Origin of the sequence: Paraburkholderia sp. SIMBA_054, assembly GCF_046534875.1 — a bacterium.
Classification (GTDB): Bacteria; Pseudomonadota; Gammaproteobacteria; order Burkholderiales; family Burkholderiaceae; genus Paraburkholderia; species Paraburkholderia hospita.
In genome coordinates, this window is the sequence record NZ_JAWRXV010000010.1 from 79,896 (window position 1) to 101,053 (window position 21,158).

General features: G+C 61.4%; 21 protein-coding genes. 1 reads left to right on the plus strand and 20 read right to left on the minus strand.

Translation table 11 applies throughout. The annotated features are described in order from the left end of the window. Positions 1–206: 206 nt before the first annotated feature. From SB822_RS14515 to SB822_RS14555, 9 genes are read right to left on the minus strand one after another with little or no spacing between them, the layout of a single operon-like run. Entirely contained in the window at positions 207–968 is a 762-nt protein-coding gene (locus SB822_RS14515) for an SDR family NAD(P)-dependent oxidoreductase (protein WP_009770153.1), read from the minus strand. Positions 969–991: 23 nt separating this feature from the next. Beyond that, the gene (locus SB822_RS14520) at positions 992–1,906 is read right to left on the minus strand and encodes a LysR family transcriptional regulator (protein WP_007736922.1); all 915 of its coding nucleotides are present in this window, start codon (positions 1,904–1,906) and stop codon (positions 992–994) included. A gap of 9 nt (positions 1,907–1,915) precedes the next feature. Then, positions 1,916–2,251, minus strand: a complete 336-nt coding sequence (gene fdxA / locus SB822_RS14525; RefSeq protein WP_007736924.1) for a ferredoxin — start codon at positions 2,249–2,251, stop codon at positions 1,916–1,918. After that, a complete protein-coding gene (locus SB822_RS14530; RefSeq protein ID WP_180733937.1) occupies positions 2,251–3,024 on the minus strand; it encodes an enoyl-CoA hydratase-related protein in 774 nt (257 codons plus the stop codon). The genes fdxA and SB822_RS14530 overlap by 1 nt, the downstream gene beginning before the upstream one ends. Beyond that, entirely contained in the window at positions 3,021–4,199 is a 1,179-nt protein-coding gene (locus SB822_RS14535) for a CaiB/BaiF CoA transferase family protein (RefSeq protein WP_410855001.1), read from the minus strand. The genes SB822_RS14530 and SB822_RS14535 overlap by 4 nt, the downstream gene beginning before the upstream one ends. After that, complete coding sequence (locus SB822_RS14540) at positions 4,196–5,581, minus strand: FAD-dependent oxidoreductase (protein ID WP_410855002.1); 1,386 nt, start codon at positions 5,579–5,581, stop codon at positions 4,196–4,198. Before SB822_RS14540 ends, SB822_RS14535 begins: the two co-directional genes overlap by 4 nt. 33 nt (positions 5,582–5,614) lie before the next feature. Beyond that, a complete protein-coding gene (locus SB822_RS14545; RefSeq protein ID WP_410855003.1) occupies positions 5,615–6,454 on the minus strand; it encodes an ABC transporter permease in 840 nt (279 codons plus the stop codon). Next, positions 6,454–7,287, minus strand: a complete 834-nt coding sequence (locus tag SB822_RS14550; RefSeq protein ID WP_086919461.1) for an ABC transporter ATP-binding protein — start codon at positions 7,285–7,287, stop codon at positions 6,454–6,456. Before SB822_RS14550 ends, SB822_RS14545 begins: the two co-directional genes overlap by 1 nt. 3 nt (positions 7,288–7,290) lie before the next feature. Beyond that, positions 7,291–8,322, minus strand: coding sequence for an ABC transporter substrate-binding protein (locus SB822_RS14555; RefSeq protein ID WP_410855004.1), 1,032 nt, complete (start codon positions 8,320–8,322; stop codon positions 7,291–7,293). 442 nt (positions 8,323–8,764) lie between these two features. Here SB822_RS14555 and SB822_RS14560 point away from each other — a divergent pair, with 442 nt between their 5' ends. Further along, positions 8,765–9,892, plus strand: a complete 1,128-nt coding sequence (locus SB822_RS14560; protein ID WP_114223624.1) for a porin — start codon at positions 8,765–8,767, stop codon at positions 9,890–9,892. Between the two features lie 191 nt (positions 9,893–10,083). Here SB822_RS14560 and SB822_RS14565 read toward each other — a convergent pair whose 3' ends face one another. From SB822_RS14565 to SB822_RS14615, 11 genes are all read right to left on the minus strand, one after another. Continuing rightward, complete coding sequence (locus SB822_RS14565) at positions 10,084–11,469, minus strand: sigma-54 dependent transcriptional regulator (RefSeq protein WP_114223625.1); 1,386 nt, start codon at positions 11,467–11,469, stop codon at positions 10,084–10,086. Between the two features lie 294 nt (positions 11,470–11,763). After that, a complete protein-coding gene (locus SB822_RS14570; protein WP_410855005.1) occupies positions 11,764–12,384 on the minus strand; it encodes a type II secretion system protein in 621 nt (206 codons plus the stop codon). Next, complete coding sequence (locus SB822_RS14575; protein WP_007736948.1) at positions 12,381–12,773, minus strand: type II secretion system protein; 393 nt, start codon at positions 12,771–12,773, stop codon at positions 12,381–12,383. Before SB822_RS14575 ends, SB822_RS14570 begins: the two co-directional genes overlap by 4 nt. An 8-nt stretch (positions 12,774–12,781) precedes the next feature. Beyond that, a complete protein-coding gene (locus tag SB822_RS14580; protein ID WP_114223627.1) occupies positions 12,782–13,327 on the minus strand; it encodes a type II secretion system protein in 546 nt (181 codons plus the stop codon). Between the two features lie 3 nt (positions 13,328–13,330). Next, positions 13,331–15,616, minus strand: coding sequence for a secretin N-terminal domain-containing protein (locus SB822_RS14585; RefSeq protein ID WP_410855006.1), 2,286 nt, complete (start codon positions 15,614–15,616; stop codon positions 13,331–13,333). A 14-nt stretch (positions 15,617–15,630) separates the two neighbouring features. Next, positions 15,631–16,209 carry a hypothetical protein gene (locus SB822_RS14590; RefSeq protein ID WP_079490133.1) on the minus strand — a complete coding sequence of 193 codons (579 nt, stop codon included), beginning with the start codon at positions 16,207–16,209 and terminating at the stop codon, positions 15,631–15,633. Further along, positions 16,206–16,772, minus strand: coding sequence for a hypothetical protein (locus tag SB822_RS14595; RefSeq protein ID WP_086919458.1), 567 nt, complete (start codon positions 16,770–16,772; stop codon positions 16,206–16,208). The genes SB822_RS14590 and SB822_RS14595 overlap by 4 nt, the downstream gene beginning before the upstream one ends. Next, on the minus strand, positions 16,769–17,299 hold the full coding sequence (locus tag SB822_RS14600; RefSeq protein WP_410855007.1) for a hypothetical protein: 531 nt from the start codon (positions 17,297–17,299) through the stop codon (positions 16,769–16,771). The genes SB822_RS14595 and SB822_RS14600 overlap by 4 nt, the downstream gene beginning before the upstream one ends. Continuing rightward, on the minus strand, positions 17,296–18,210 hold the full coding sequence (locus SB822_RS14605; RefSeq protein ID WP_114223631.1) for a hypothetical protein: 915 nt from the start codon (positions 18,208–18,210) through the stop codon (positions 17,296–17,298). The genes SB822_RS14600 and SB822_RS14605 overlap by 4 nt, the downstream gene beginning before the upstream one ends. Further along, positions 18,191–19,921 carry a GspE/PulE family protein gene (locus tag SB822_RS14610; protein ID WP_410855008.1) on the minus strand — a complete coding sequence of 577 codons (1,731 nt, stop codon included), beginning with the start codon at positions 19,919–19,921 and terminating at the stop codon, positions 18,191–18,193. Before SB822_RS14610 ends, SB822_RS14605 begins: the two co-directional genes overlap by 20 nt. A 14-nt stretch (positions 19,922–19,935) precedes the next feature. Beyond that, entirely contained in the window at positions 19,936–21,138 is a 1,203-nt protein-coding gene (locus SB822_RS14615; protein ID WP_410855009.1) for a type II secretion system F family protein, read from the minus strand. Positions 21,139–21,158: the final 20 nt, after the last annotated feature.

Sequence of the window (21,158 nt, forward strand, 5' to 3'; positions counted from 1 at the left end):
GATCATTTTCGCTCTCATATTACACAATGAGGCGAGGATAAGCTCGCAAATGAACGCATTACCAGGCATTAACAGCGACCGCTCCGCAGCCAACGCGCACCGAGGCACCGTCACATAATCATCGCCGCTATTCGCCGACCTGGAATGGCGTAGCGGCTACACGCGCTTTACTACACGTTCACCGCCCAACGTTGGCGAATGTCAGCTCAAGGCATGACTTGACCGCCGTTGACTTCGATAATTTGCCCCGTGACATAGCTACTCGCTTCATCACTGGCCAGAAACAGAAACGCACCGGTACATTCTTCAGCGGTGCCTAAGCGCCCCATTGGAATAGCAGCAGAAAAGCGCTTGAGAATCTCCGGGCTGGAGTGTCCGTCATGGAAAGGCGTTTCGATCACACCCGGTGCCACCGCATTGACACGGATTCTCTCGCCCACCAACTCTTTCGCCATCGTCCGGGTAATGGTCGACACGAAACCCTTGCATGCTGCATAGAGCCCGGCACCCGGACCGCCACCTGTCCGGGCTGCTTGCGTTGTCACGTTGATGATGTTTCCACCACCCGATCCCGCCATGAGAGGAATGACGCGGCGGCTCACTGCGACCACGGACCGCGCATTGAGACGAAAGACGTCGTCGATATAGTCGTCGTCTGCTTCGACAATGGGCGCACGCCGCACGAATCCGCCCGCGTTGTTCACCAGAACGTCGATGCGTCCGAAGTGCGCGTGCACCTTCGCCACCATCTCATCCACCTGGCTGGACTCGGTAATGTCGGCCTGCACCGCAATCGCATCACCGCCGGCCTCTTTGATCTGCGACACGACAGATTGCGCCGCTGACACGCCACTCCGGTAGTGAACAGCAACCCTGGACCCGCATTCACCGAAAGCGCGGGCGAGTGCGGCCCCGATGCCGGAACTTGCACCTGTGATCAACACCACTTTATTCTTCAAATCTCGCATAGACACTCCGCAACGTTGATTGATCAGACTCCGCGCAACGACAATTCGACGTGCTTCAGACGTCTTACCATGCGGTCGACGAACTGAAGCGTCACGTGAGCCAGTGCACGTTGATTCGGCGCAATGACGCCGACGGTGAGGGCGTTGACATTCACATCGTCAAGCGGCCGCCATACCACTTCGCCTCGGGCCAACTCGTCGAGAAACGCCAGTTTGGAGAAAAACGAAATACCTCGACCCGATGCGATCAGGCGTTTGAGAAGCGTTGTCGAATTGCACGTCACGCTAGGCTTCAGGGATTCCCAATACTCGTGAAAATCATTCGCCACGACACCCTGAATCGGCGAGCGTCCTTCGAGTCTGAGAAACGCATGGTTGCGACATTCTTCGAAGCTGATACGCTCCTTTTTCGCCAACGGGTGCGACGAAGCCATCACCACCCCAGGCGGCAGAGACACTTCCGTCACGACATCGAGTCCGGCTGGCAGCTTCGTGACGTACGAAATGCCAAGGTCATATTCACCGCTCACCAGCCGCGCGGGAACATCGTGAGGCGGCACTGCGGCAATCGAATACGTCACTGCCGGGTAAGACTCGGAGAACTCTTCCACCGTGGCGGGCAGAAAGTCGACGAAGAGCGAGTCCATCGCCGCCACCGACACATGCCCTTTGCGCTCCCCCTTCAATGCATCGAGTTCGCTGCGCATCAGATGAAAGTCGTTCAGTGTCGAACGGATATGCTGAAGCACGCGCTCTCCCGCGGCGTTCAGGCGAATGCCGTTCGGCAGCCGGTCGAACAGTTCCGCTCCCATCTCCGATTCGAGCTTGAGAACCTGCCGGTTGACTGCACTCGACGCGACATACAGATTCTGTGCGGCCTTCCGGATCGATCCGCAACGCGCCACTTCAACGAAATACTTAAGGACATTTGCATGCATCGTGTTGCCTCAATTCACTGCGCGCGCCGGCCACCCGGCGACCACGGGATGGTCGCACGATATCTTGCCTACATCGCATGCGCCACCAGGTGAACCCAGCGCACTGACAGGGACATCGAAGAACTCCCGGTTGACGCAGGTGAATCGAACCTCTGCCTGCGGAACCTCGTCTTCGTGATAGATGGCCTCCGTCGGACACACCGACACACACACCCCGCAACTGATGCATTCATCGGGATGAATGTACAGCGTGCGCTCGCCTTCGTAGATGCAGTCGACGGGACAGCATTGCACACAGGCGCCGTCCTTGACGTCGATGCATGGCGACGTGATGACGTAAGCCATTAGCGTCCGCTCCAGCGGGGTTTGCGTTTCTCCTGGAAGGCGCGCACCCCTTCGTGAGCATCCTCGGATTGCAAGGCCGAGACGAGTGCGGGTAGCCGCAGGGCCTGAGCCTCCGCCGCCGAAAGTGTCGACGTCCGCCGCACCACCTGCTTGATCGCCTGAAGCGAAAGCGGCGCACACGCGAGCAACCCCTCGACCCAGCGCTCGATGGCCGCATCCAGTTCCACACGTGGCACGACTTCGTTGACCAGCCCCATGTCGAGCGCTTCGCGTGCGGACACCCGGCGCCCCGTCAACAGCATCGCCATGGCCTGCCGGTAAGGGATCTGCCGTTGCAGGAGCGTCATGCCCCCATCGAGAGGCATGCGTCCGACAAGCGCCTCTGGCAAGCCGAAGCTGGCCTCTTCGCACGCGACGACGAGATCGCATCCGAGTACCATTTCAAACCCGCCGCCAAGCGCATAGCCGTTCACGCGTGCAATCACTGGCACATTCAACGTTTCGCGCAGCGCGATGCCGCCAAATCCACCCGGGCGCGGCGCGGCCCAATATTCGAGCCCGCTCATCGACGGGTTCTTGAGATCGGCACCCACACAGAACGCACGGTCACCCTCGCCCGTCAGCACGACGACACGTATATCCCGGTTGTGCTCCAGTTCGTTCCAGACGCGCTGCAGTTCGCTCTCGGTTTCCAGGTCCACGGCATTGAGCGCCTCCGGGCGAGCCAACGTCACAGTGGCCACATGTTGCTCGATTACCAGTCTTACGCTCATGCGACCTCCGGCGCGACCGTCCCGCGCAACTGATTGAGAATCTCGTTGGTATGCTGCCCGAGCCTTGGCGGAGCGCGCCGCAATTCGACAGGCGCTCGCGACAGCTCGATTGGACTGCCGATGAAACGCACCGGCTGGCCTTCGCCTTCACCTTCGATGATCAGACGGTTGTGCAGTGTCTGCGGGTCGACAAGGGCTTCTCGCAGATCGCGCACGGGGGCGCAGAGGAGATCCTGCTCTTCCAGTCGCTCGAGCCAGAAGTCTCGCGTGTTGCTTGCGAAGCGCTCGCGGAAAATCCTTTGCAACTCGTCCTTATGGCGGAACTGCTCGTTCAGATTGCAAAAGCGTGGATCGATGGACAGGTCGTCGATCTGCAGCGCCGCGCAGATATCGCGAAGCGGGTTCGGCTTGAATGCGCCAACAAGGACGAGCGCACCGTCCTGGGTATCGAACACACCCGAAAGCGGCATGGCTGCCCAGTTCACTTCAGAGTCGGCCATCATGATCATCGCCGCCTCCTGCATCTGGATCGCGAGCATCGAGTTGTACAGCGATACGTTGACCTTCTGTCCTTCCCCAGTCCGCTCGCGATGCAGCAACGCGAGCAGGATGCCCTGCACCATGTGCATGCCCGCGGAATAATCAGCAAGCGCGGTCGGGTACACCGTGATTGGCAGCGACTCATCCGCGCGGCGCGCCATCACACCGCTCATCGCCTGCGCGAGCACGTCCTGCCCTCCCTTGTGCGCATACGGTCCCGTTTCGCCGAAGCCAGTCCCCACGGCATAAATGATGCGGGGGTTAAGGCTCCGGCATGCCTCGTAACCGATGCCCATCCGATCCATCACACCTGCGCGAAAGTTGCTGACGACTACGTCCGCGTCGGCGATCAGCTGCTTCAATGCCGCCATTTGCCCGGCATCGCGCAAATCGAGTTCGAGGCTGCGCTTGTTGCGGTTGAGACTGCAGAAGATCGGGTTGTCGGCGCCCGCGACGGGCTCGAATGTCGAGCGGCTCAGATCACCCGCGCCGATGCGTTCGACCTTGATGACGTCCGCGCCATAATCGGCCAGCATCTGCGTGCAGACAGGGCCCATCATGACCTGCGTCAAGTCGATGATGCGAACGCCGTGAAGCGGCAAATCCTGCGTGAATGCGTTGTTATTGCTGGTCATGCTGCTGCCCTCGCGTCGATGTGAACGGCAAGCGGCGGAATGTCCGTGTTGCGGCCAGTCTGGTCGCCCGGGTCCGCCCCTTGGGCGCGCAGCGTCTTCTGCAGAGCCCCCACGTCGACATTGCGGACGGACACGCCCGCGCTGAGCGCAAGCGCTGCCGCAACGCCTGCGGCCTCGCCCATCGCCATACACGGAGGAATTTCGCGCGACATCTTTTGCGCCTGCGACGTCGCCGAATAGTGACGGCCAGCGACGAGCAGATTGTCGATCTGCTTCGGCAGCAACACGCGGTATGGCATGTAATAGTCGCGTCCGCGAGCGATGCTGTCCTCGAAGCGCGTGCGCTGCGCGAGATCCTCCTTGCTCATCACATACTCGCCTTCGAGCAGGCGAGTCTGACGCACGCCCGTTTGCGGTGCGACATCGATCACATAGCAGTTTTCGAAACCCGGCAGCTTTTCGCGCACGAAATCGACCACGGCATGGATATGCTTGCGGCCCTGCATCTCGGCGCGCGTCAGATCCTCGGGGTTGAGGCCATCGAGTCCCGCCATGTGCGGGCAGTTGCACCACACGACGCCCGGCAATGGCGTCTTGAGCCACCAGTAGCCCCACGAGCCGCCAAGAATGCGCTTGATCTGGCGGTCGAGCAGCGCGAACGCCTCTGGCTCTTCGGCCTCGAAACGTTCTGCCGCATCCGTGTCGACACCACCGAGACGAAATACCGTCGTCGTAATGTAGGTACCGCCGACATGCGGCACACCCGCCGAGGCGGCAACATCCAGGTCGCCCGTCGCGTCGATCACGACATCGGCGAGAATCGCTTCCCGTCCGCTTTTCGTATCGCAGATCACGCCCTTCACCTGGCCGTCCTCGACGAGGGTTTGCGAGAACCACGAGTGCAACCGAAGTTTGATACCGAGCTCTTCCACCATTTCGAGCGCGACACGCTTCATCGCGTCCGGATCGAAAGCCGCCGCGAAGCACACGGGATGCGGCGTCTTCTGGCTGTGAAAATCAAATGTGCCCCAACGTCCCCACTGGCGATAAGCGGCGGGATCTTCGCCCCATTCGTGCGAACGCGGAAACACGGCAAGCTTGCGCGCCGCCATACGTTCGATGAATGTCATGCAGGTGCCGCGGACAGAGATTTCACGAAGGTGGTTATCCCACATGTCGTCGAGTACCAGCACCATGCCACCCGATGCGAGCCCGCCAAGATGGTTGTAACGCTCGAGAAGAATGACTTCCGCGCCATTTCGCGCCGCACCGATCGCCGCCGACAGGCCTGCGGGACCACCCCCGACTACGACGACATTCGCCTTCGCGGCCACGCGCACATCGCGAGCGGGTTCCTGGATCAATTCGCTGATCATGTTCATTTCGTCTCCTTTCAGAATTACTTGTCGCTCAGCTCAATGCGTGCTTTCGGGTTGCCATTTGATGAGGCAGCGCTCGAGTGCCGCGATGACCAGAAAAAATGCGCCTGCCAAGATGGCGCTCATGATGATTGCCGTGTACAGCAGCGCGGAATCGAAGTTATAGGTCGCCTGGATAATCATCGCGCCGATGCCCTGTGTCGCTCCGATCCATTCGCCCACCACTGCGCCGATCACCGACATCGACGCAGCGATGCGCAGCGCGGAGAACAGATACGGCAGCGATGAGAAGACCCGAAGCTTGAAGAAGATCTCGCGCTTGCTGGCCGAGAGAATCTGCATCAACTCCATGGCCTGCGGATTGACGGCATTGAGTCCGCGAACCATGTTCACCAGCGTCGGAAAGAAGCAGACGATGGCGGCAATCGTGATTTTCGGTTCGAGGCCGTTGCCCATGATCAGCACGAGAATGGGTGCCTTGGCGACGACGGGGATCGAATTGATCATCACGGCGACCGGGTAGAAGATGTCGCGCAACGTCTTGTTGTGCACAAAGACGGTTGCCAGCAGGATCGCCGCGAGGTTCCCCAGCAGAAAGCCCAGCGATGCCTCGATGGCTGTCGGCAGCAGGTTCTGAATCAGCACATCGTGCTTGCTGACGAAGGTCTCCAGCACGAGCATCGGCGACGGTGCAATGAACGGCTTGACATGAAAGCCTGCAACCACCGCCCACCAGGTGAAGAGAAGACCTGCAACGCCGATTGCCGGCAACATGCGCGCGCGCCACATTTGCTGGCGCCGGCGTGCGGCCCAGGCGAGTGCTTCGTCGTCGGCGGTCCGCGAAGACATATTCAGGTGGATTTCAGACGTAGCCATCAGCAGGTCTCCAGTACACGTCGCAGATACGCGGCGAGTTCGACGAATTCACGGGTCTCGCGGATATCGAGCGTGCGGTTTTCAGGCAGGTTGACGGGCACGATCTCCTTCACCCGGCCGGGGTTGGCAGCCAGCATCAATACGCGCTGACCGAGAAACGCCGCTTCGTAGATGCTGTGCGTGACGAACAGCGTCGTGAGTCCCATCTCTTTCCAGACCCGGCGCAGTTCTTCATTGAGGCGATCACGGGTGATTTCGTCGAGCGCGCCGAATGGCTCATCCATCAACAGCACCTTCGGATCGCTGACCAGTGCGCGGGCGATGGCGACCCGCTGGCGCATGCCGCCCGACATCTCATGGGGATAAGCGTCCTCGCGCCCCTTGAGTCCGACCAGTTCCAGTAGTTCGCGGGGTGTGGCGCGGCCAGCGCGATTCTTTCCGTTCGCCACTTGCAGCGGCAGTTGCACGTTCTGCAGAGCCGTGCGCCAGGGCAGGAGCGCCGCGTCCTGAAACACGAAACCGATATCACGTCGCTCCCGCGCGACGTTGGGCGGCGAGCCAAGCACGCTGATCTCGCCCCGGCTTGGCTTGACCAGATCGGCGACGACACGCAGGAACGTCGACTTGCCACAACCGGAAGGCCCCAGAAGCGTCAGGAATTCACCTGCCGCAACGTCCAGACTCAGACCTTCGATCGCAGTGACGCTGCGCCGGTCGGTGAAGAAGCGGACATTGATATTCCGGCAGCTGATTGACAAGGCGCCGGCGTTCGGCGCCGCAATGGGCGAGTTTGCCCGCTCCGCGCGCGGCGGATTGAAGGTGGCAGCTTGCATGGGTTACACCAGAAGTCGTGAGGAACGGGTAGCGTTGAGCACGTCCATCGTCATGACGTCCTCTACCTTGGGTTGATGCGCCCTGAACTGGCCGAGCTGTCCGTATGTCGAGATCTGTTCTTCCCAGACCTTCGGATCCATCGCTCCCCAGCCTTGAGTCTGCGTTGTCTGGTTGAAGGCGTAGCCCATCAATGAATCGATCGCGATGCGCTCATCCGCATGATTCAGATTCGGGTATTCCTTGATGAGCAAGTCGACGGCCTGATCGCGGTGGGTGTTCGCATAGATCCAGCCGCGTGCCGTTGCGCGCATGAAGCGGCTGACCGTATCGGGATGGTCTTTCAGCGTCGCCGTCGTCGTGTAGTACGGCAATGCATAGAGGCGCACACCCGTGTCCCACAGCCGCAGATCGACGCGATCCGCACCAAGCGGCTTGAGCGCGGTCGTATTGGTTTGCCAGCCGGTTACGGCATCTACCTGCCCGCTCAGAAGCGGCATCATGTCGGCGCCGATCGGCACGATGTTGACCTGGTTTTCGGGAATCTTGTTCTTGGTCAGCAACGCCTTGAGCAGTACCATTCCCGTCGCCTGAATGCCAATGCGCTTGCCGATCATGTCGTGCGGCGTGCGAATCGGGTTTTTCTTCAACGAGAAAAATGTGTACGGATGCTGCTGCAGTCCGGCGGCGATGCATTTGATCGGCAGCCCTTCCGAGACGGCCAGCATGATCGATGGGCTCGATGAAATTTCGCCCGTCTCGAAGCGCCCCGAGGCGACGATCGCGACGCCATCGATATTGGGGCCACCTGGTTGAATCTGGAAATCGATGCCTTCCTGCTGGTAAAAACCCAGTCTCTTCGCGACCACCTCACCAACCTGATTGCCGCCCGGGACCCATCCCAACTGCATATTGACGGTCGCTTTTTCACCCGCTAGGGCGCGCACCGAAAGCAGTGCGCCTGTCGCCGCCATGCCGCCCGCCGCGAGCGTCATCCGCAGCATACGTCTGCGCCCCGCATTCTCGACTACTGACATGTTTCACTCCTCCGATGGTCCTGGATTCAAGGGGGAACCGGTCTGTTGCTTTCCGAGTGCTGCCGGCTAAGTGCATTCTCAGCAGCCGAAAGTGTCCCCGCTAGCATCAATTTTGAAGACGAGTGATGCCGATTTTAGCTCACCCATCGGAATGCACCGATATGGTGCATGAATTCGAAGCTGCGCACCTGCCGCGCACGTAGCACGACCACCCGCTCTGAAAATTCGCTCACTGCTGGTCAAATTCAGTGCTAGCCGACGCGATTTTTGTTCCGCAAGAATCGGTCGCTAGTGAGGCAGGCAAGAGACGGCCTCGCTCATGCAATGCGGTGTCAGATCCATCATGCCGGCACATCAAGGTCCCGTCATGCAGACCATCCAATTCGTTTTCCTAAATTAATCGAGCTGTACTTCAAACAATCAGCCAGCACTCAAGGAAATCATGATTCGACGCGCTATCGTCATTACGGCAACCGCTCTCGCCTGTCAGACGGCATTCGCCCAAAGCAGCGTAACGCTCTACGGTTTGATCTCAAGCGGAATCGTGTATGCGAACAATCAGAAGGGAGCCGACAAACAGGGGCATTCGACCTGGCAGTTCGCAAGCGGACCGATGCAGACGCCGCGTTGGGGCATGAGAGGGGTCGAAGACCTTGGTGGGGGACTCAAGACTATCTTCACGCTGGAAGGCGGTTACAGCGTCGGCAATGGCGCCCTGTCGCAAGGCGGCCGGTTGTTTGGCCGGCAAGCCTTCGTAGGCGTGTCATCGAACAGTCTGGGCACGGTCACGATCGGCCGCCAGTATGACGAGGCCGTCACGCTGTGCATTTTTTCGTCGGCCTGCCAGTTTGCCGCATATGGCGCGCATATCGGCGACAGCGATAACGTGTTCGATACTTTCCGCATCAACAATGCGGTGCAGTACAAGAGCGTCGATTACGGCGGACTCCAGTTCGAAGGACTCTACGGTTTTTCGAACAAGGCCGGGGATTTCTCGGACAACAACGCCATCAGCGCAGCTGCTCAATATCACAGGGGACCGTTCTCCCTGGGAGTGGCCTACCTTCAGGTCAAAATGCCCAATGACCCCGCCAATCCCAACGGCGCGGTGGTCGGGGACTATGGCTTCACTTCACCTTTTATTACCAACCCTGCGACCAACGCAGGCGTGAGCAAACAGAGAATGTTCGGCACAGGTGGCGCCTACGCATTTGGAAATGCAAATCTGTCTCTGCTCTATACGAATGCGCGATTCGAATATCTCGACCAATCTAGGCTGACGCTGCAGAACTTCGAAGTCTCATTGACCGATTATGTTCTGCCGGACCTGCTGCTCGGGGCGGCATATGTCTTCACTACGGGACAATACCGTCCCCAGGAAACAAGTCCGAAATGGCATCAGGTCAACGCTGGCGCGGTGTATTTCCTGAGCAAACGGACGGACGTGTTTCTGGTTAGCATTTATCAGAAAGCCGCAGGTGATGCACAATTCGCCCAGATCTATACGCTTTCGCCATCGACCACTAAAACACAAGTCTCGGCCGTAGTAGGTCTACGGCATCGTTGGTAAAAGGAATCTCGCAACAAACTATCAAGGAGGGTGCCTGTGATCCGCGGGTGTTTCTTCCAGCGCCCGGAGGGATACGCTGAGTCATCGCAAGTTGTTGGTTTCCCTTTCGTATTCGCTGGAATTCGCAGCGAGACGCTCGCGGCTGCTGTTCGGCGCAGGTATGCAACAAAGCCTTCACCCTTCGGCGCGGCCTAGCGAACCATCGTTAGTGAGCGATCTGTGCGCAAGCCCCGCAGAAACGAAGCAATATCGAACCCATACGACTCGAGCAGCCGGTACAGCGTGACGCGCGAAATGCCGAGATCGCGCGCCGCGTCCGCGACTCTGCCGCGATGACGCAGCAAAGCCCTTTCAACTGCCTGTTGCTCGGCGCGGCGCCGCACCTGGTCGAGCGACATCGTGCGCGCATCGACATGGTGCGCAAGGCCAAGGTCACTCGCCGTGATGACAGAGTTGTCGAACAGTACAACCGCACGCCACACGCGATTTCTCAATTCGCGGACGTTGCCGGGCCAGTCGTGCGCACGCAGAGCCCGAATCGCGTCTTCGGAAAAGCCGCGAATCCGGCGGCGCGAATCCACGCGCAACTGGTCAAGCAGATGCCGCGCGAGGAGTTCGACGTCCGCACCTCGTGCGCGCAGCGGCGGCTCTTCGATCTGGAGCACACTCAGCCGATGATAGAGATCCTCGCGAAACCGTCCTTCGCGCGCCGCGCGCTCCAGATCGACGTTCGTCGCACAAACGATTCTCACGTCCACATCGATCGAGCACACGCCCCCGAGTCGTTCGATGCTGTGCTCCTGCAGAAAACGCAGTAGCGTCACCTGGCTTTCCATCGGCAGATCGGCAATTTCGTCGAGAAAAACCGTACCGCCGTTCGCCGACTCAATGCGCCCCGTCTTCCGCTCATTCGCCCCCGTGAAAGCGCCACGCTCATAGCCGAAGAGTTCCGAAGTAACGAGATGCACAGGGATTGCGCCACAGTTGATCGCGACAAACGGCCCATGGTGTCGATCCGAGTGCCGGTGAATGGCGAATGCAGTCAGTTCCTTGCCCGTACCCGACTCCCCCTGGATAAGAACGGGTGCGTTGCACATCGCGACCTTGCGCATCGTGCGAAATAGCTGAAGCATCGCATCGCACGAGCCGATCATGTCACCATCGACAACGGTCAACGATTCGGCCGTCGTGGTTCCGCCCAGTGAGCACATGCCGCGCGCGTGACCCACGGCATGTCCGAGTTCGACGGCCGTCGTCGGTAGCGTGATGTAGCTGATGCAGTGACTACGGACAACAGAGCGGATCGTGGTGTCTTCCAGTTGCCCGTGCTGAAGCGCCGCGACCCAGCCTACGTCCCGCGTCGCCAGCACCTCCGTGAGCGGGTCCATGTCGCGCGGAAACTTCATCGACGCAATATCGAGCAATCCACCTGCGCCCGCAGCAGGCCGTGTCCGATGCTTCGTCCGCGCACTAATGTCGATCCGGTCGATCGCCCATCCCTTTGTCGGCAGCAGCGCATCCGGCAGCGCGCGGTTCACGCGGCAAACGTGATAGAGCTTCCTCGTCACAGAGTCCATACGAAGCCTCTCTGTTTGATTCTGATTCGAAAGAAAAGCTGATCGCCCTGACAAGGAAGCGAAATTGCACCGTAATGGAAGTGTCGGCGAGTGCAGCTTAAGAACGCCTTAAGATCTGTTTTCTATTCAGAAGACGACGGCTCTTTTGTGCATCAATCATTCGCCATGTGTGCGGTAAACCTCATAAGCTGTAGCGAACATCCAGGTAATGAGAATCAATGACACAACCTTGACGTTGGACCTGCAATGATGAAGATGCAAACAAAGGGATTTCAATCGGCTTGATGCCGACCGTCAATGCGATGCACCGAACGGACGGGGCGTGTAGTGCGTCAATCCGTCGTTCATCGGATCGAAAGGCGCGCCTGCTGTACCCGGTCTCGCTGGCTTCGCAGGGGTATCGCTGTTGGAGTAGGCGCGCTGCATCGGCGGCAAATAGAAGAACTGCCAGCCTGCGTAGGTCTTCTGTCCTTCGAAGTCTTCGAACTGCCGGGGAAAGTTGGCACGCTTGATCGGCGCATCAGTCGAATTGCTGTGCAAGCCCGCCATCCGTCCCGCCTGATACATATAGACCCAATCGTTCTGCCCGGTGATGGGATCGGCATAGGCGCGCCGCAGATGATGCAGCGGCTCGGGAACACGCGTGTCGTTGAGCAGTTCATCGACGGAAGCGGGCAGCGTGCGCCCAGCTCGGTAGTAGCGCAATATCGCGAGCCGGTACTGGTTCCCGACGAACAGCAGTTGCTGCTCGTTTTCCCGTTTGCGTTGCAGCGACCAGACATCGAGCGCGCCCATCAGCGCGACGGAGAGCAGCATCAACGCGATTAGCAACGTCAACATCACGAGACCGCGATCACGCGCGACATGCCCGACATGCGCAGTCGCGCGGCGGCCACACGCTGCGCCGAACCTCATTTGCCCGCTCCCGCGTCACCCGAAGCCGTGCCCTGCGGGCTGCTGGCAGGCACGATATCGTAGACACCCGGCTTCGTGTCATCCGGCGACGCGACGACCGCCCATTTGTCGTCACCGTTGACGGGATCGACGGGAATCGTGCGCAGATAGTGTCGCGTCACAAGCTCGTCGAGCGTATCAGGGTAGGCGGCGTTGTCACCGTAGTACTTGTCGATCGCATCGCGCATTACAGCGAGATTCTGCGCACGCACCTGTTCCTTGCCGCGATCGATGCTGTGCATGTAACTCGGCAGCGCGATGGTCAGCAACAGCCCGATGATCGCCATCACGACCACCAGTTCGATCAGCGTGAAGCCGGCATCGCGCCGGCGCGTATCGATGTGTTTCATGGTCGCGCTCACCACTGTCGATAGGGAATGCCATTGATACCGACGCGATCCGACTTCGACGTAACGTCGAATACGTCCTTGCCCACGTTGCCGCGTTCCGAAGCATCACTGCCGTCGGCATGCGCGGGCGGGTCGCCGAACGCGCGCAGGCTCCAGGTGTCTTCGGGCGGTGTATCGGCGTCGCCTGCGAAGAACGGGTCGCGCGGCACGCGGCGCAGGAACATCAGCATGCCGCCCTTCGGGTCCTTCACGTTCTTCACGCCGTCCACCAGCACCGCTAGCGAAGGCGGATAGCCGGAAGCTTCCGCTTCCCGCTCGATAAGACCGGCGTCGCTCGCCTCCTTGTAGGCGTCGAGGGCGGTACGAATCTCGCGCAATGCGCCGCTCAGTTGCTGTTCCTTTTCGCGCTGCACGATCAGTTGCGAAAACGGCACGACAGCAAGCGCCAGAATGCCGACGAGCGCAAGCGTGATCACGAGTTCGACCAGCGTGAAGCCACGCGGCCTCGCACGGCGCGCGATGCTGCAACGGTCTGGACGCACAAGGCGAGACATCGTTCAGTACCCGCCGTTCTGGATCGGACGCAGCGGGTTGTCGCTTGGCATGTCGCCTGGCGGCATCACGAGATTCGACGGAGGCGCGGTCGGCGCTGACAGCGCGGGTGCGGGCGGAGGCGGAGGCGCCATCTGTGCACCGGGTGCTGCGGACGGCGCCTGTAGCGCGCTGCCGTTGCCGTTCTCGCCGTTCGACTGCGCCTCGGCGGCACCTTGATCGGCAGGCGGCGTGGCGCCGTTAGCGGGCGGCGCGGGCAAGGTCGAATAGCGGCCGCCGTACGGTTGCTGCGGCGGCGCCGTGCGTGGCACCGGAGGCAACTGGCCGAACGCGCTCGCGGGCGGCTGGGTTGTTGGCCGGCCCTGCGTGCTGCTGTGCGGTGTGGCGGCCGCGCCGCCCGTCGTGCCGCCGCCCACGCTGCCGGGCGTACGGACGACGGGACGCGGTACCGTCGGTTCCAGTTCCGCGACGACCGGGTCGAGCCGCAACTGCTCCGAGTGCACGTTGACGTCGGTGCCCGACCAGACTTCCTGCGTATCTGCGTCAGCGGCGATCTGCGGGCGCACGATATGCGGTGTGATCTGCAGCACGATCTCAGTCTTCACGTGGTCGCCGTTGTGATTGGAGAAGAGCCGTCCGAGCACGGGCAACTGGCCGAGGCCCGGCACCTTGTCGGCCGTCGTTCTGTCAAAATCGGAAATCAGGCCGCCGAGAATCTGCGTTTCGCCGTCGCGCAAACGCAGGCTCGTCGACGCGTTGCGTGTGCCGATCTGATAAGCGAGCGTCGTCAGCCCTGCCTGCGAACTGTCGCTCTGGATAACCTTGGTGATGTTGCTTACTTCCAGGTTCAGCTTGATGCCGACATCGCCGTCCCGATAGACCTGCGGCTCGACTTCGAGCTTGATGCCGACGTCGAGGTACTGGACCATCTGCGTATAGGACGGTCCACTCGTGCTCGGCGTGCTCGAACTCGAAATCACGGGCACCTTGTCGCCGATCAGGATGCGCGCCTTTTCCTTGTTGCGCGCGCGAATGCGCGGACTGGCGAGCAGGTTGGCATCGGTGTCGCTCAGCTTGAAATTGGCCGTCGCGGACAGGCCGCTCACATTGAGCGCATTGATAGGCAGATGGTGCAACTCGCCCCAGGTATTGGCCGTGGCGGGTGTCGACATGGTGAACGTGTTCGGCCATTCGATGCCAAGGTCGGTCATGCGATCGTGCGAGACTTCCAGCACCTGCACTTCCATCATCACTTCGGGCTCGGGAATGTCCTGCGCAGCGATCATTTCCTCGGCCACGCGGATCGTATCGGGCGTGCCGCGTATCGTGACGGTGTTCGACCGTTCGTCGACCACCACTTCCTTCAGCTTCAGCAGGCTCTTCAGCAAGCCCTGAATCTGCTTCGCATCGACATTCGACAACTGGAACGTGCGCACCTTCAGTTCCTGATACTCCAGTTCCTTCGCCGGCGTCGCCGGATAGATGAAGAGCGTATTCGCGTTCAGTTGCTTCTTGTCGAGCTGGCTCTGCATCAGGATCATGTCGACCGTGTCCTGCAGCGTCGCGTTCGTCACGAAGATGGTCGTCTTCAGGTCGGCGCGCACGTCACGATCGAAAATCACGTTGAGACCCGTCGTTTTCGACAGCGCTTCGAACACCATCCGCACATTGGCATCGCGAAACTGAAGCGTGACGGGCGTCCGCATGATGGACGACGCGGTGATCTTTTCCTCCTTCAGCGCGCGCTGCTGATTACGTTTGTCCTGGATATTCCTGAGCATCTGCTGCGCCATCGGATTGGTCGGGTTCTGCGCCAGCACCCGATGCACGCGCTCTTCCGCGAGCGCATACGAGCCGCGCTGCATCATGCGGTCCGCTTCCTGCAAACTCGTGAGGTCGCGCCGGTCACGGTCGAGCGCGGCGCCGATCTTGCGGCCGCGCTCGCTCGCCGGGTCGATCTGGTAGGCCTGGCCAAGCGCCTGGACCGCGAGGTCATACTGGTAGCTCCCGCGGTACGCGTCCGCATCGTCGAGCAATGCATTCACGCGCGCGTCGCGATCGTGCAGATAGTCGATCTGCAATTGCGCGTTGGTGGGATCGTTCTGGCGCGTAGCGGGCGGTGTCACACAACCGCCCAACGCGAGCACGGCCAGTGCGATGCACGCGGCCTGGCGCTTCGTCAGCGGCACACGGGGCGAGCGATGCGTGAGGGGCGCGGAATGCGGTGGATAGCGCGTTGATGAGCCGCTGTCCCCGTTGCGGCTCCGATCGCGGCTGCATGCGGCTGTCATTTATGTTCCTTCGCTCATTTTCCTTCGCTTTGCATGGATATGACCTGCCTCTGGTTCAACGGCAGATACATCAGCACGATGTCGGCGTCGGAGATCGACTCGACGCGGTACTGTCCATCGACCACTTCTCCCTGAGACACGATCACCAACTGATCGCCACTGCTCAGGAAGACACGTGGCTTGAGCGTCGAGCCGTCCAGTTTTCCCAAGTACACATACGGCACGGGTGGCGCGGTCGGTGGTGGCGGAGGCTCGGGTGCAGCCTGTACCGGTGGGGGCGCAGGCGGCAGCCACGACGACGCGGCAAACGGGTTGTTTCGCGATTCGAGCGACATGGGCTTGCGTAATGCCGCGAGCTTTTCGTTCGAAGTCTTTTCGCTCGCTGCCTGCGTTGCTTTTCCTGGCGATTTCGCGCGGTCGTGCTTTGCCGCGGAGCGAACCGAAGAAGCCGTCAACGCGACGTCGTGACGCCCGACACTCACAGCCGCCATCGCCGACGTTCCTTGCGGAGCGCGCCACGCCTTCACCGAAAGCGCGATCGTCACGATCAGGCACATGCCCAGCAGGGAGCGGCGAACGAGAACGGAACTCATGGCCGCGCCGTCCCGTATACGAGTTCGAACCGGACACGCGCATCGAGCACGCTGCCATCCACGGCGGGCCGTTCGACATGAATCTCGCGCAACGCCGCGTTCGGCACGCTGTTGAGCACCGACGCAAGAAACCGGCGAATCGTGACGTACTGATCCTTGACGGGCAGCAGCATCTGATAGCGCACGTAACGTCCGCCTGGATCGGCAACGATGACGTATTCCGCTGAGCCGACTGCCAGATTGCTGTCGCGGGCGTGCGCGAGTATCGCAGCGATATCGTCCGCGCTATGCGCGAAACGCGGAAACAGATCGGGCAAGCTCGCGAGCACGGCGGTATCCGCGTAAGGGCCCGCGTCGTGGGCAACGTCTGCTTTCTTCGCGGTACGAGCAGGCCGAACCTCGTTCGACAGCGCGAGCGTGTCGCCTTGCATGCGTATCGCGCTATCGGCCACGACGGCAGCGGCACACAACAACACGATGCCGGCGATCCCCGCTACGCCGAAGCGCCGCATCAATTCGAAACGCAAGGTCAGGCAGCGCTCGCGCAGAAACTCGACGTTCATGAGCGGCTCCACACGGCGGTAACCTGAAACCGGACGGGCGTGCCCGGAACATTGGCTTCGATCTCGTGATCGTTGAGCACGGCCTCCCGCAATAGCTTGCTCGATTGCAGATAGCGCAGATACGCGATCATCGCGTCGAAGTTCTTCGCCTCCGCCGTAATGCGAATCTGGCTCTGCACCGGATTCTGATCGATGCCGATCAGCGCGACATCATGCTCGGGATAGTCCTCGACGATCGACAACAGGTCTTGCCACGGCACCGTCAGTTCACTCAGCACCGCAAGACTCTGCTTTTCCGCATGCATCGCTGCAGGCGTTGGTTGCGCCCTGACGAGATGGGCTTTGGCGGACCCACGATGACGCGCTTCGTCCAGCCGTTCCTGCGCCTGCTGGTTGTCATCGAATACCTGCCACAGCCGCACACCGCTCGCAAGCAGCGCGCAAATCGCGATGCACAGCACGATGAGTCCCGCTGGCGCGAGGTGTGACCGGCGGCGAGCGAAGTCGATGTCGAGTCGCTGGATCATTGCGCGTACTCCAGCAGATGGCGCGCAAAGCTCTCGCCCCCCTCAAGTTCATGACAGGCATTCGGCGGAGCCAGCGTAGTCACGCTCGCAAAGCGCGCTTGCAGCGCAGCGAGATCGATGGCAATGCCGGAGCCACAGAAGCCCAGCGCGCAATCCTCGTGTTTGAGCGTCGTACGTTCCGCGCAGCGCTCGAACGCCTGTTCCGCGAGTAGCGTGACTTTTGCGGGATCGCATGCGTCGCCCGCGAAAAGGCGCTGCGCGTCATAACAGGCCCAGCCACCCGCTTCTATCAGCACAGCCTGGATCAGCGCGTCGGCGGCGAACACGACCATTGCGTTTGCGCGGGGCATTCTGTGCAGCGTCCGGTTGAGCATTTCAGGCAGGCACAGTTTCAACGCCAGCATGCGGGCGCCGGCCGACGCACTCGCCTCGCGCATGCCATCCACCAGCGCGCAAGGCAACGCGCTGGCAAACATTGCACGTCCGCCACGCTGCACGCACGCGCGCACAACGATGGTCTCTCCATCGACACCATACGTATCGATGAAATGCGCACGCGCGATCTCGTCGACTTCTCGCGCGCGCAACGTGCGGAAGTCGCCACGGAGTATCGCGTGGTTGCCCCAGAAGTCGTCGAGCACGATATGGGCGCCGCGTGTTCGGGAAGGCACGCTCGGCGCTTGCGCCGCAACGCTATCCGGCGCGGGTTCGAGCGCTGCGCGCAGTGCGTCGAAGACACCCGCTTGCGTGAACCATTGCGTTTCGGGCATCGGCACGCTGCGCGGCCCGGCGGGCGAAGTGGGCTTGCGCGCCGGCGTCCAGCGCGTCCAGCGCGGCCCCACGGCGACCTCGCGCGTGCCGATGCCGATGTTGATGTCCGCGCCGGGCGAATCAATCGACCATGGTGACACGGTTGATCTCCTCGAGGGTCGTCTCGCCCTGCCGCACGAGCTTGATCGCCGCACTTCGCAGCGTCTTCATGCCCTGCCGGAATGCGGCCGCCTTGATCTGCGTAAGCGGCGCGCGTTCGGACAGCAGTTGCCGCAGTTCGTCGTCCATGCGCAATGCTTCCGCGACGGCGCGCCGTCCGCGATAGCCGCTACCGCGGCAGGCTGCGCATCCCATGCCGCGCCGGAACAGATAGCCGCCCGCCGTATCCGGATCGATGCCCGATCGCGCGAGCGCATCGGCATCGACGATATCTTCAGCGACACAGTCCGGGCAGCACTGGCGCAAGAGTCGTTGCGCGATCACACCATTCAACGCCGACACGAAGCTGTAAGGGTCGACGTCCATGTTCGTGAAGCGGCCGATCACGTCGAACACATTGTTCGCGTGCACAGTCGTGAAGACCTGGTGGCCCGTCAATGCCGCCTGCACGGCAATCTGCGCCGTCTCCGGATCGCGGATTTCACCGACCATGATCTTGTCTGGATCATGGCGCAGGATCGAGCGAAGGCCGCGCGCGAATGTCAGCCCTTTTGCCTCGTTGACGGGAATCTGCAGAATGTCGCCCAGCTGATACTCGACGGGGTCTTCGATGGTGACGATCTTTTCAAGTCCGTCGTTGATCTCCGTGAGGATCGCGTAGAGCGTCGTCGTCTTGCCGCTGCCCGTCGGCCCCGTGACGAGGAGCATGCCGTACGGCATCGCGGCGACCGTGCGCATGAAACGCGTGTCTTCCTGCTGGAAACCGAGCGCTTCGAGCGTGAGTCCTCCCGACGCCTGCGACAGCTGATAGCGATCCAGAATGCGCAGCACCGCGTCTTCGCCGAACTGGTTCGGCATGATCGACACGCGAAAATCGATCTCGCGGCCCGCATAGACGGCCTTGAATCGGCCGTCCTGCGGCACGCGGCGCTCGGCGATGTCGAGTTCGGAAATGACTTTCACGCGCGACAGCACCTGATCCGCGACGTCGCGCCCTTCGACGCGCCCCACCACCGTCAGCACGCCGTCGACACGGCATTTGATCATCAGCCCATGCGCGCGGCATTCGAGGTGTATGTCGCTCGCCATCATTTTCAGGGCGTCGTAGATCGTCGAATTCAGCAGGCGCACGACGGCGCTGTCGTCGTTGCTGATGCCTTGCAGCGTCAGCGCAAGCGACGCGGGATCAGTGGCATGCAGGGTCGTCTGGTCGAACGCAAGCGAGTCCATCGCGCGCACGTCCTTCTCGCGCACCGCGAGCCATGCGGTGATGTCGCCGATACTCGCAAGCGCCCAGCGATACGGCACGGCCGGCCGCGCGCGCATGCGTTGCTCGATACTGCCGCGCGTGCGCCGGTCAAGCGGATCGGCGATCACGAACAACAGGCCGCATCCCGCCGCAGAATCTTCGGCATCGCGAAAGCAGATGCACAGGCGGGTCGTCGCCTCGACGAACGGTACGACGTCGAAATCCGGTTGCAGCGCGTTCAGCGCATGCATCGTGATCGGCTGCATGTGACATTGCACAGCGAGTTGCGCGAGCACTTCGTCGGGGCTGACGGGCATTTGCGTAAGCAGATCTTCGAGCGCGCGAAGGCCCGAGCCATGACGCTCGGCGAGGCTGCGCAGCGCATCGCGCAGATCGACGCCACCCGTTCCGCCGATGCCGTTCGCCATGCTCGCCGTGTCCATGACATCCTCGCCTGCTATTGAACGCTCGATGCGATTTCGAAGATCGGCATGTACATCAGCACGACAATGCCGCCGATCACGATGCCAATGAAGATCATCATCGCGGGCTCGATCAGCCGTGAGATCAGATCGATTGCGCGCGCCACCTGCGATTCCTGGAACGCCGCGATCCGGTCGAGCACGGGCCCGAGACCGCCCGTTTTCTCCGCGACGGTCAATAGCCGATAGGTGATCGCATCAGCCAGCGACGCCTGCTGGAACGCGTCCGAAATCTTTGCGCCGTTGCGCACCTGATCGAGCGCACGCGCAAGCGATGCCTGATCGGAACGACCCACAAGCCCACGCGCAAGATCGAACGCACGGATGGCCGGGATGCCGCCGTCGACGAGCATCGCTGTGGTGCGGAAGAACTGCGATTGACGGAACACCCGAAAGTATTCGCCGATGCCCGGCAACGCGAGCATGCGGTCAGCAATCCAGTCGCGCGCGGAAGGGCGGCGCAGCACGATCGACGCAGCGAACACGAGCACGGCGAAGGCGATTGCGAGTTCCTTGCCATGCGCGTGAACCATACTGCCCCACGCGATCAGCAGTTGAGAAAGAAGCGGTAGTTCGCGCCCGCTATGTTCGAGCAGCGTCGCGAAGCGCGGGACGACGAAGCCCAACAGAAAGAGCACGACTACCGCGCCAACCACCAGTAGCACCGTCGGATAGATCGCCGCGGACACCACCCGTCCCCGCAGTTCATGCAGCATCGCGCTGTTGCGCGAATAGCGCGTGAGACTGTCTGCGAGACCGCCCGTCTGCTCGCTCGCTTTCACACAGGCGACCAGCACGGCGGGGAAAACGTCGCTGGCCTGTTCGAGCGCCGCCGACAACGACTGTCCTTCTTCGAGCCGCCGCAACAGCCCGCGATACACGGCGGCAGAGCGTTCGCGACGCTCGTTGCTCGCGAGCGTGCGCAACGCATCGACCACACCGACGCCCGCCGAGAGCAGCGCCGCGAGTTCGCGCGCGAAGAGTTCGACATTGAACTTGCCGCGCGCGAGCGCGTGCGTGCGCAGGCGCAAACGCGCGCTGCCGCGCTCGCCGCGCACCGATACGACACGCAGCCCGCGCGCGCGGGCGAGAGACGCGGCCGCCGCCGTCGAATCGCTCTCGACGTGCACCGTCTGCACCGCCCCGTTCGTATCGAAGACCCGCAGCACATACTTCACGTCGCTTCTCCTCGCACCGT

Bases quoted from the DNA above. Each gene is read 5' to 3' on its own strand.
- SB822_RS14545 (WP_410855003.1), bottom strand. From the start codon at position 6,454: ATGGCTACGTCTGAAATCCACCTGAATATGTCTTCGCGGACCGCCGAC.
- SB822_RS14575 (WP_007736948.1), bottom strand. From the start codon at position 12,773: ATGAAACACATCGATACGCGCCGGCGCGATGCCGGCTTCACGCTGATC.
- SB822_RS14560 (WP_114223624.1), top strand. From the start codon at position 8,765: ATGATTCGACGCGCTATCGTCATTACGGCAACCGCTCTCGCCTGTCAG.
- SB822_RS14535 (WP_410855001.1), bottom strand. From the start codon at position 4,199: ATGACCAGCAATAACAACGCATTCACGCAGGATTTGCCGCTTCACGGC.
- SB822_RS14565 (WP_114223625.1), bottom strand. From the start codon at position 11,469: ATGGACTCTGTGACGAGGAAGCTCTATCACGTTTGCCGCGTGAACCGC.
- SB822_RS14530 (WP_180733937.1), bottom strand. From the start codon at position 3,024: ATGAGCGTAAGACTGGTAATCGAGCAACATGTGGCCACTGTGACGTTG.
- SB822_RS14590 (WP_079490133.1), bottom strand. From the start codon at position 16,209: ATGAGTTCCGTTCTCGTTCGCCGCTCCCTGCTGGGCATGTGCCTGATC.
- SB822_RS14610 (WP_410855008.1), bottom strand. From the start codon at position 19,921: ATGGACACGGCGAGCATGGCGAACGGCATCGGCGGAACGGGTGGCGTC.
- SB822_RS14550 (WP_086919461.1), bottom strand. From the start codon at position 7,287: ATGCAAGCTGCCACCTTCAATCCGCCGCGCGCGGAGCGGGCAAACTCG.
- SB822_RS14555 (WP_410855004.1), bottom strand. From the start codon at position 8,322: ATGTCAGTAGTCGAGAATGCGGGGCGCAGACGTATGCTGCGGATGACG.
- SB822_RS14585 (WP_410855006.1), bottom strand. From the start codon at position 15,616: ATGACAGCCGCATGCAGCCGCGATCGGAGCCGCAACGGGGACAGCGGC.
- SB822_RS14540 (WP_410855002.1), bottom strand. From the start codon at position 5,581: ATGAACATGATCAGCGAATTGATCCAGGAACCCGCTCGCGATGTGCGC.
- SB822_RS14580 (WP_114223627.1), bottom strand. From the start codon at position 13,327: ATGTCTCGCCTTGTGCGTCCAGACCGTTGCAGCATCGCGCGCCGTGCG.
- SB822_RS14600 (WP_410855007.1), bottom strand. From the start codon at position 17,299: ATGATCCAGCGACTCGACATCGACTTCGCTCGCCGCCGGTCACACCTC.
- fdxA (WP_007736924.1), bottom strand. From the start codon at position 2,251: ATGGCTTACGTCATCACGTCGCCATGCATCGACGTCAAGGACGGCGCC.
- SB822_RS14515 (WP_009770153.1), bottom strand. From the start codon at position 968: ATGCGAGATTTGAAGAATAAAGTGGTGTTGATCACAGGTGCAAGTTCC.
- SB822_RS14595 (WP_086919458.1), bottom strand. From the start codon at position 16,772: ATGAACGTCGAGTTTCTGCGCGAGCGCTGCCTGACCTTGCGTTTCGAA.
- SB822_RS14520 (WP_007736922.1), bottom strand. From the start codon at position 1,906: ATGCATGCAAATGTCCTTAAGTATTTCGTTGAAGTGGCGCGTTGCGGA.
- SB822_RS14570 (WP_410855005.1), bottom strand. From the start codon at position 12,384: ATGAGGTTCGGCGCAGCGTGTGGCCGCCGCGCGACTGCGCATGTCGGG.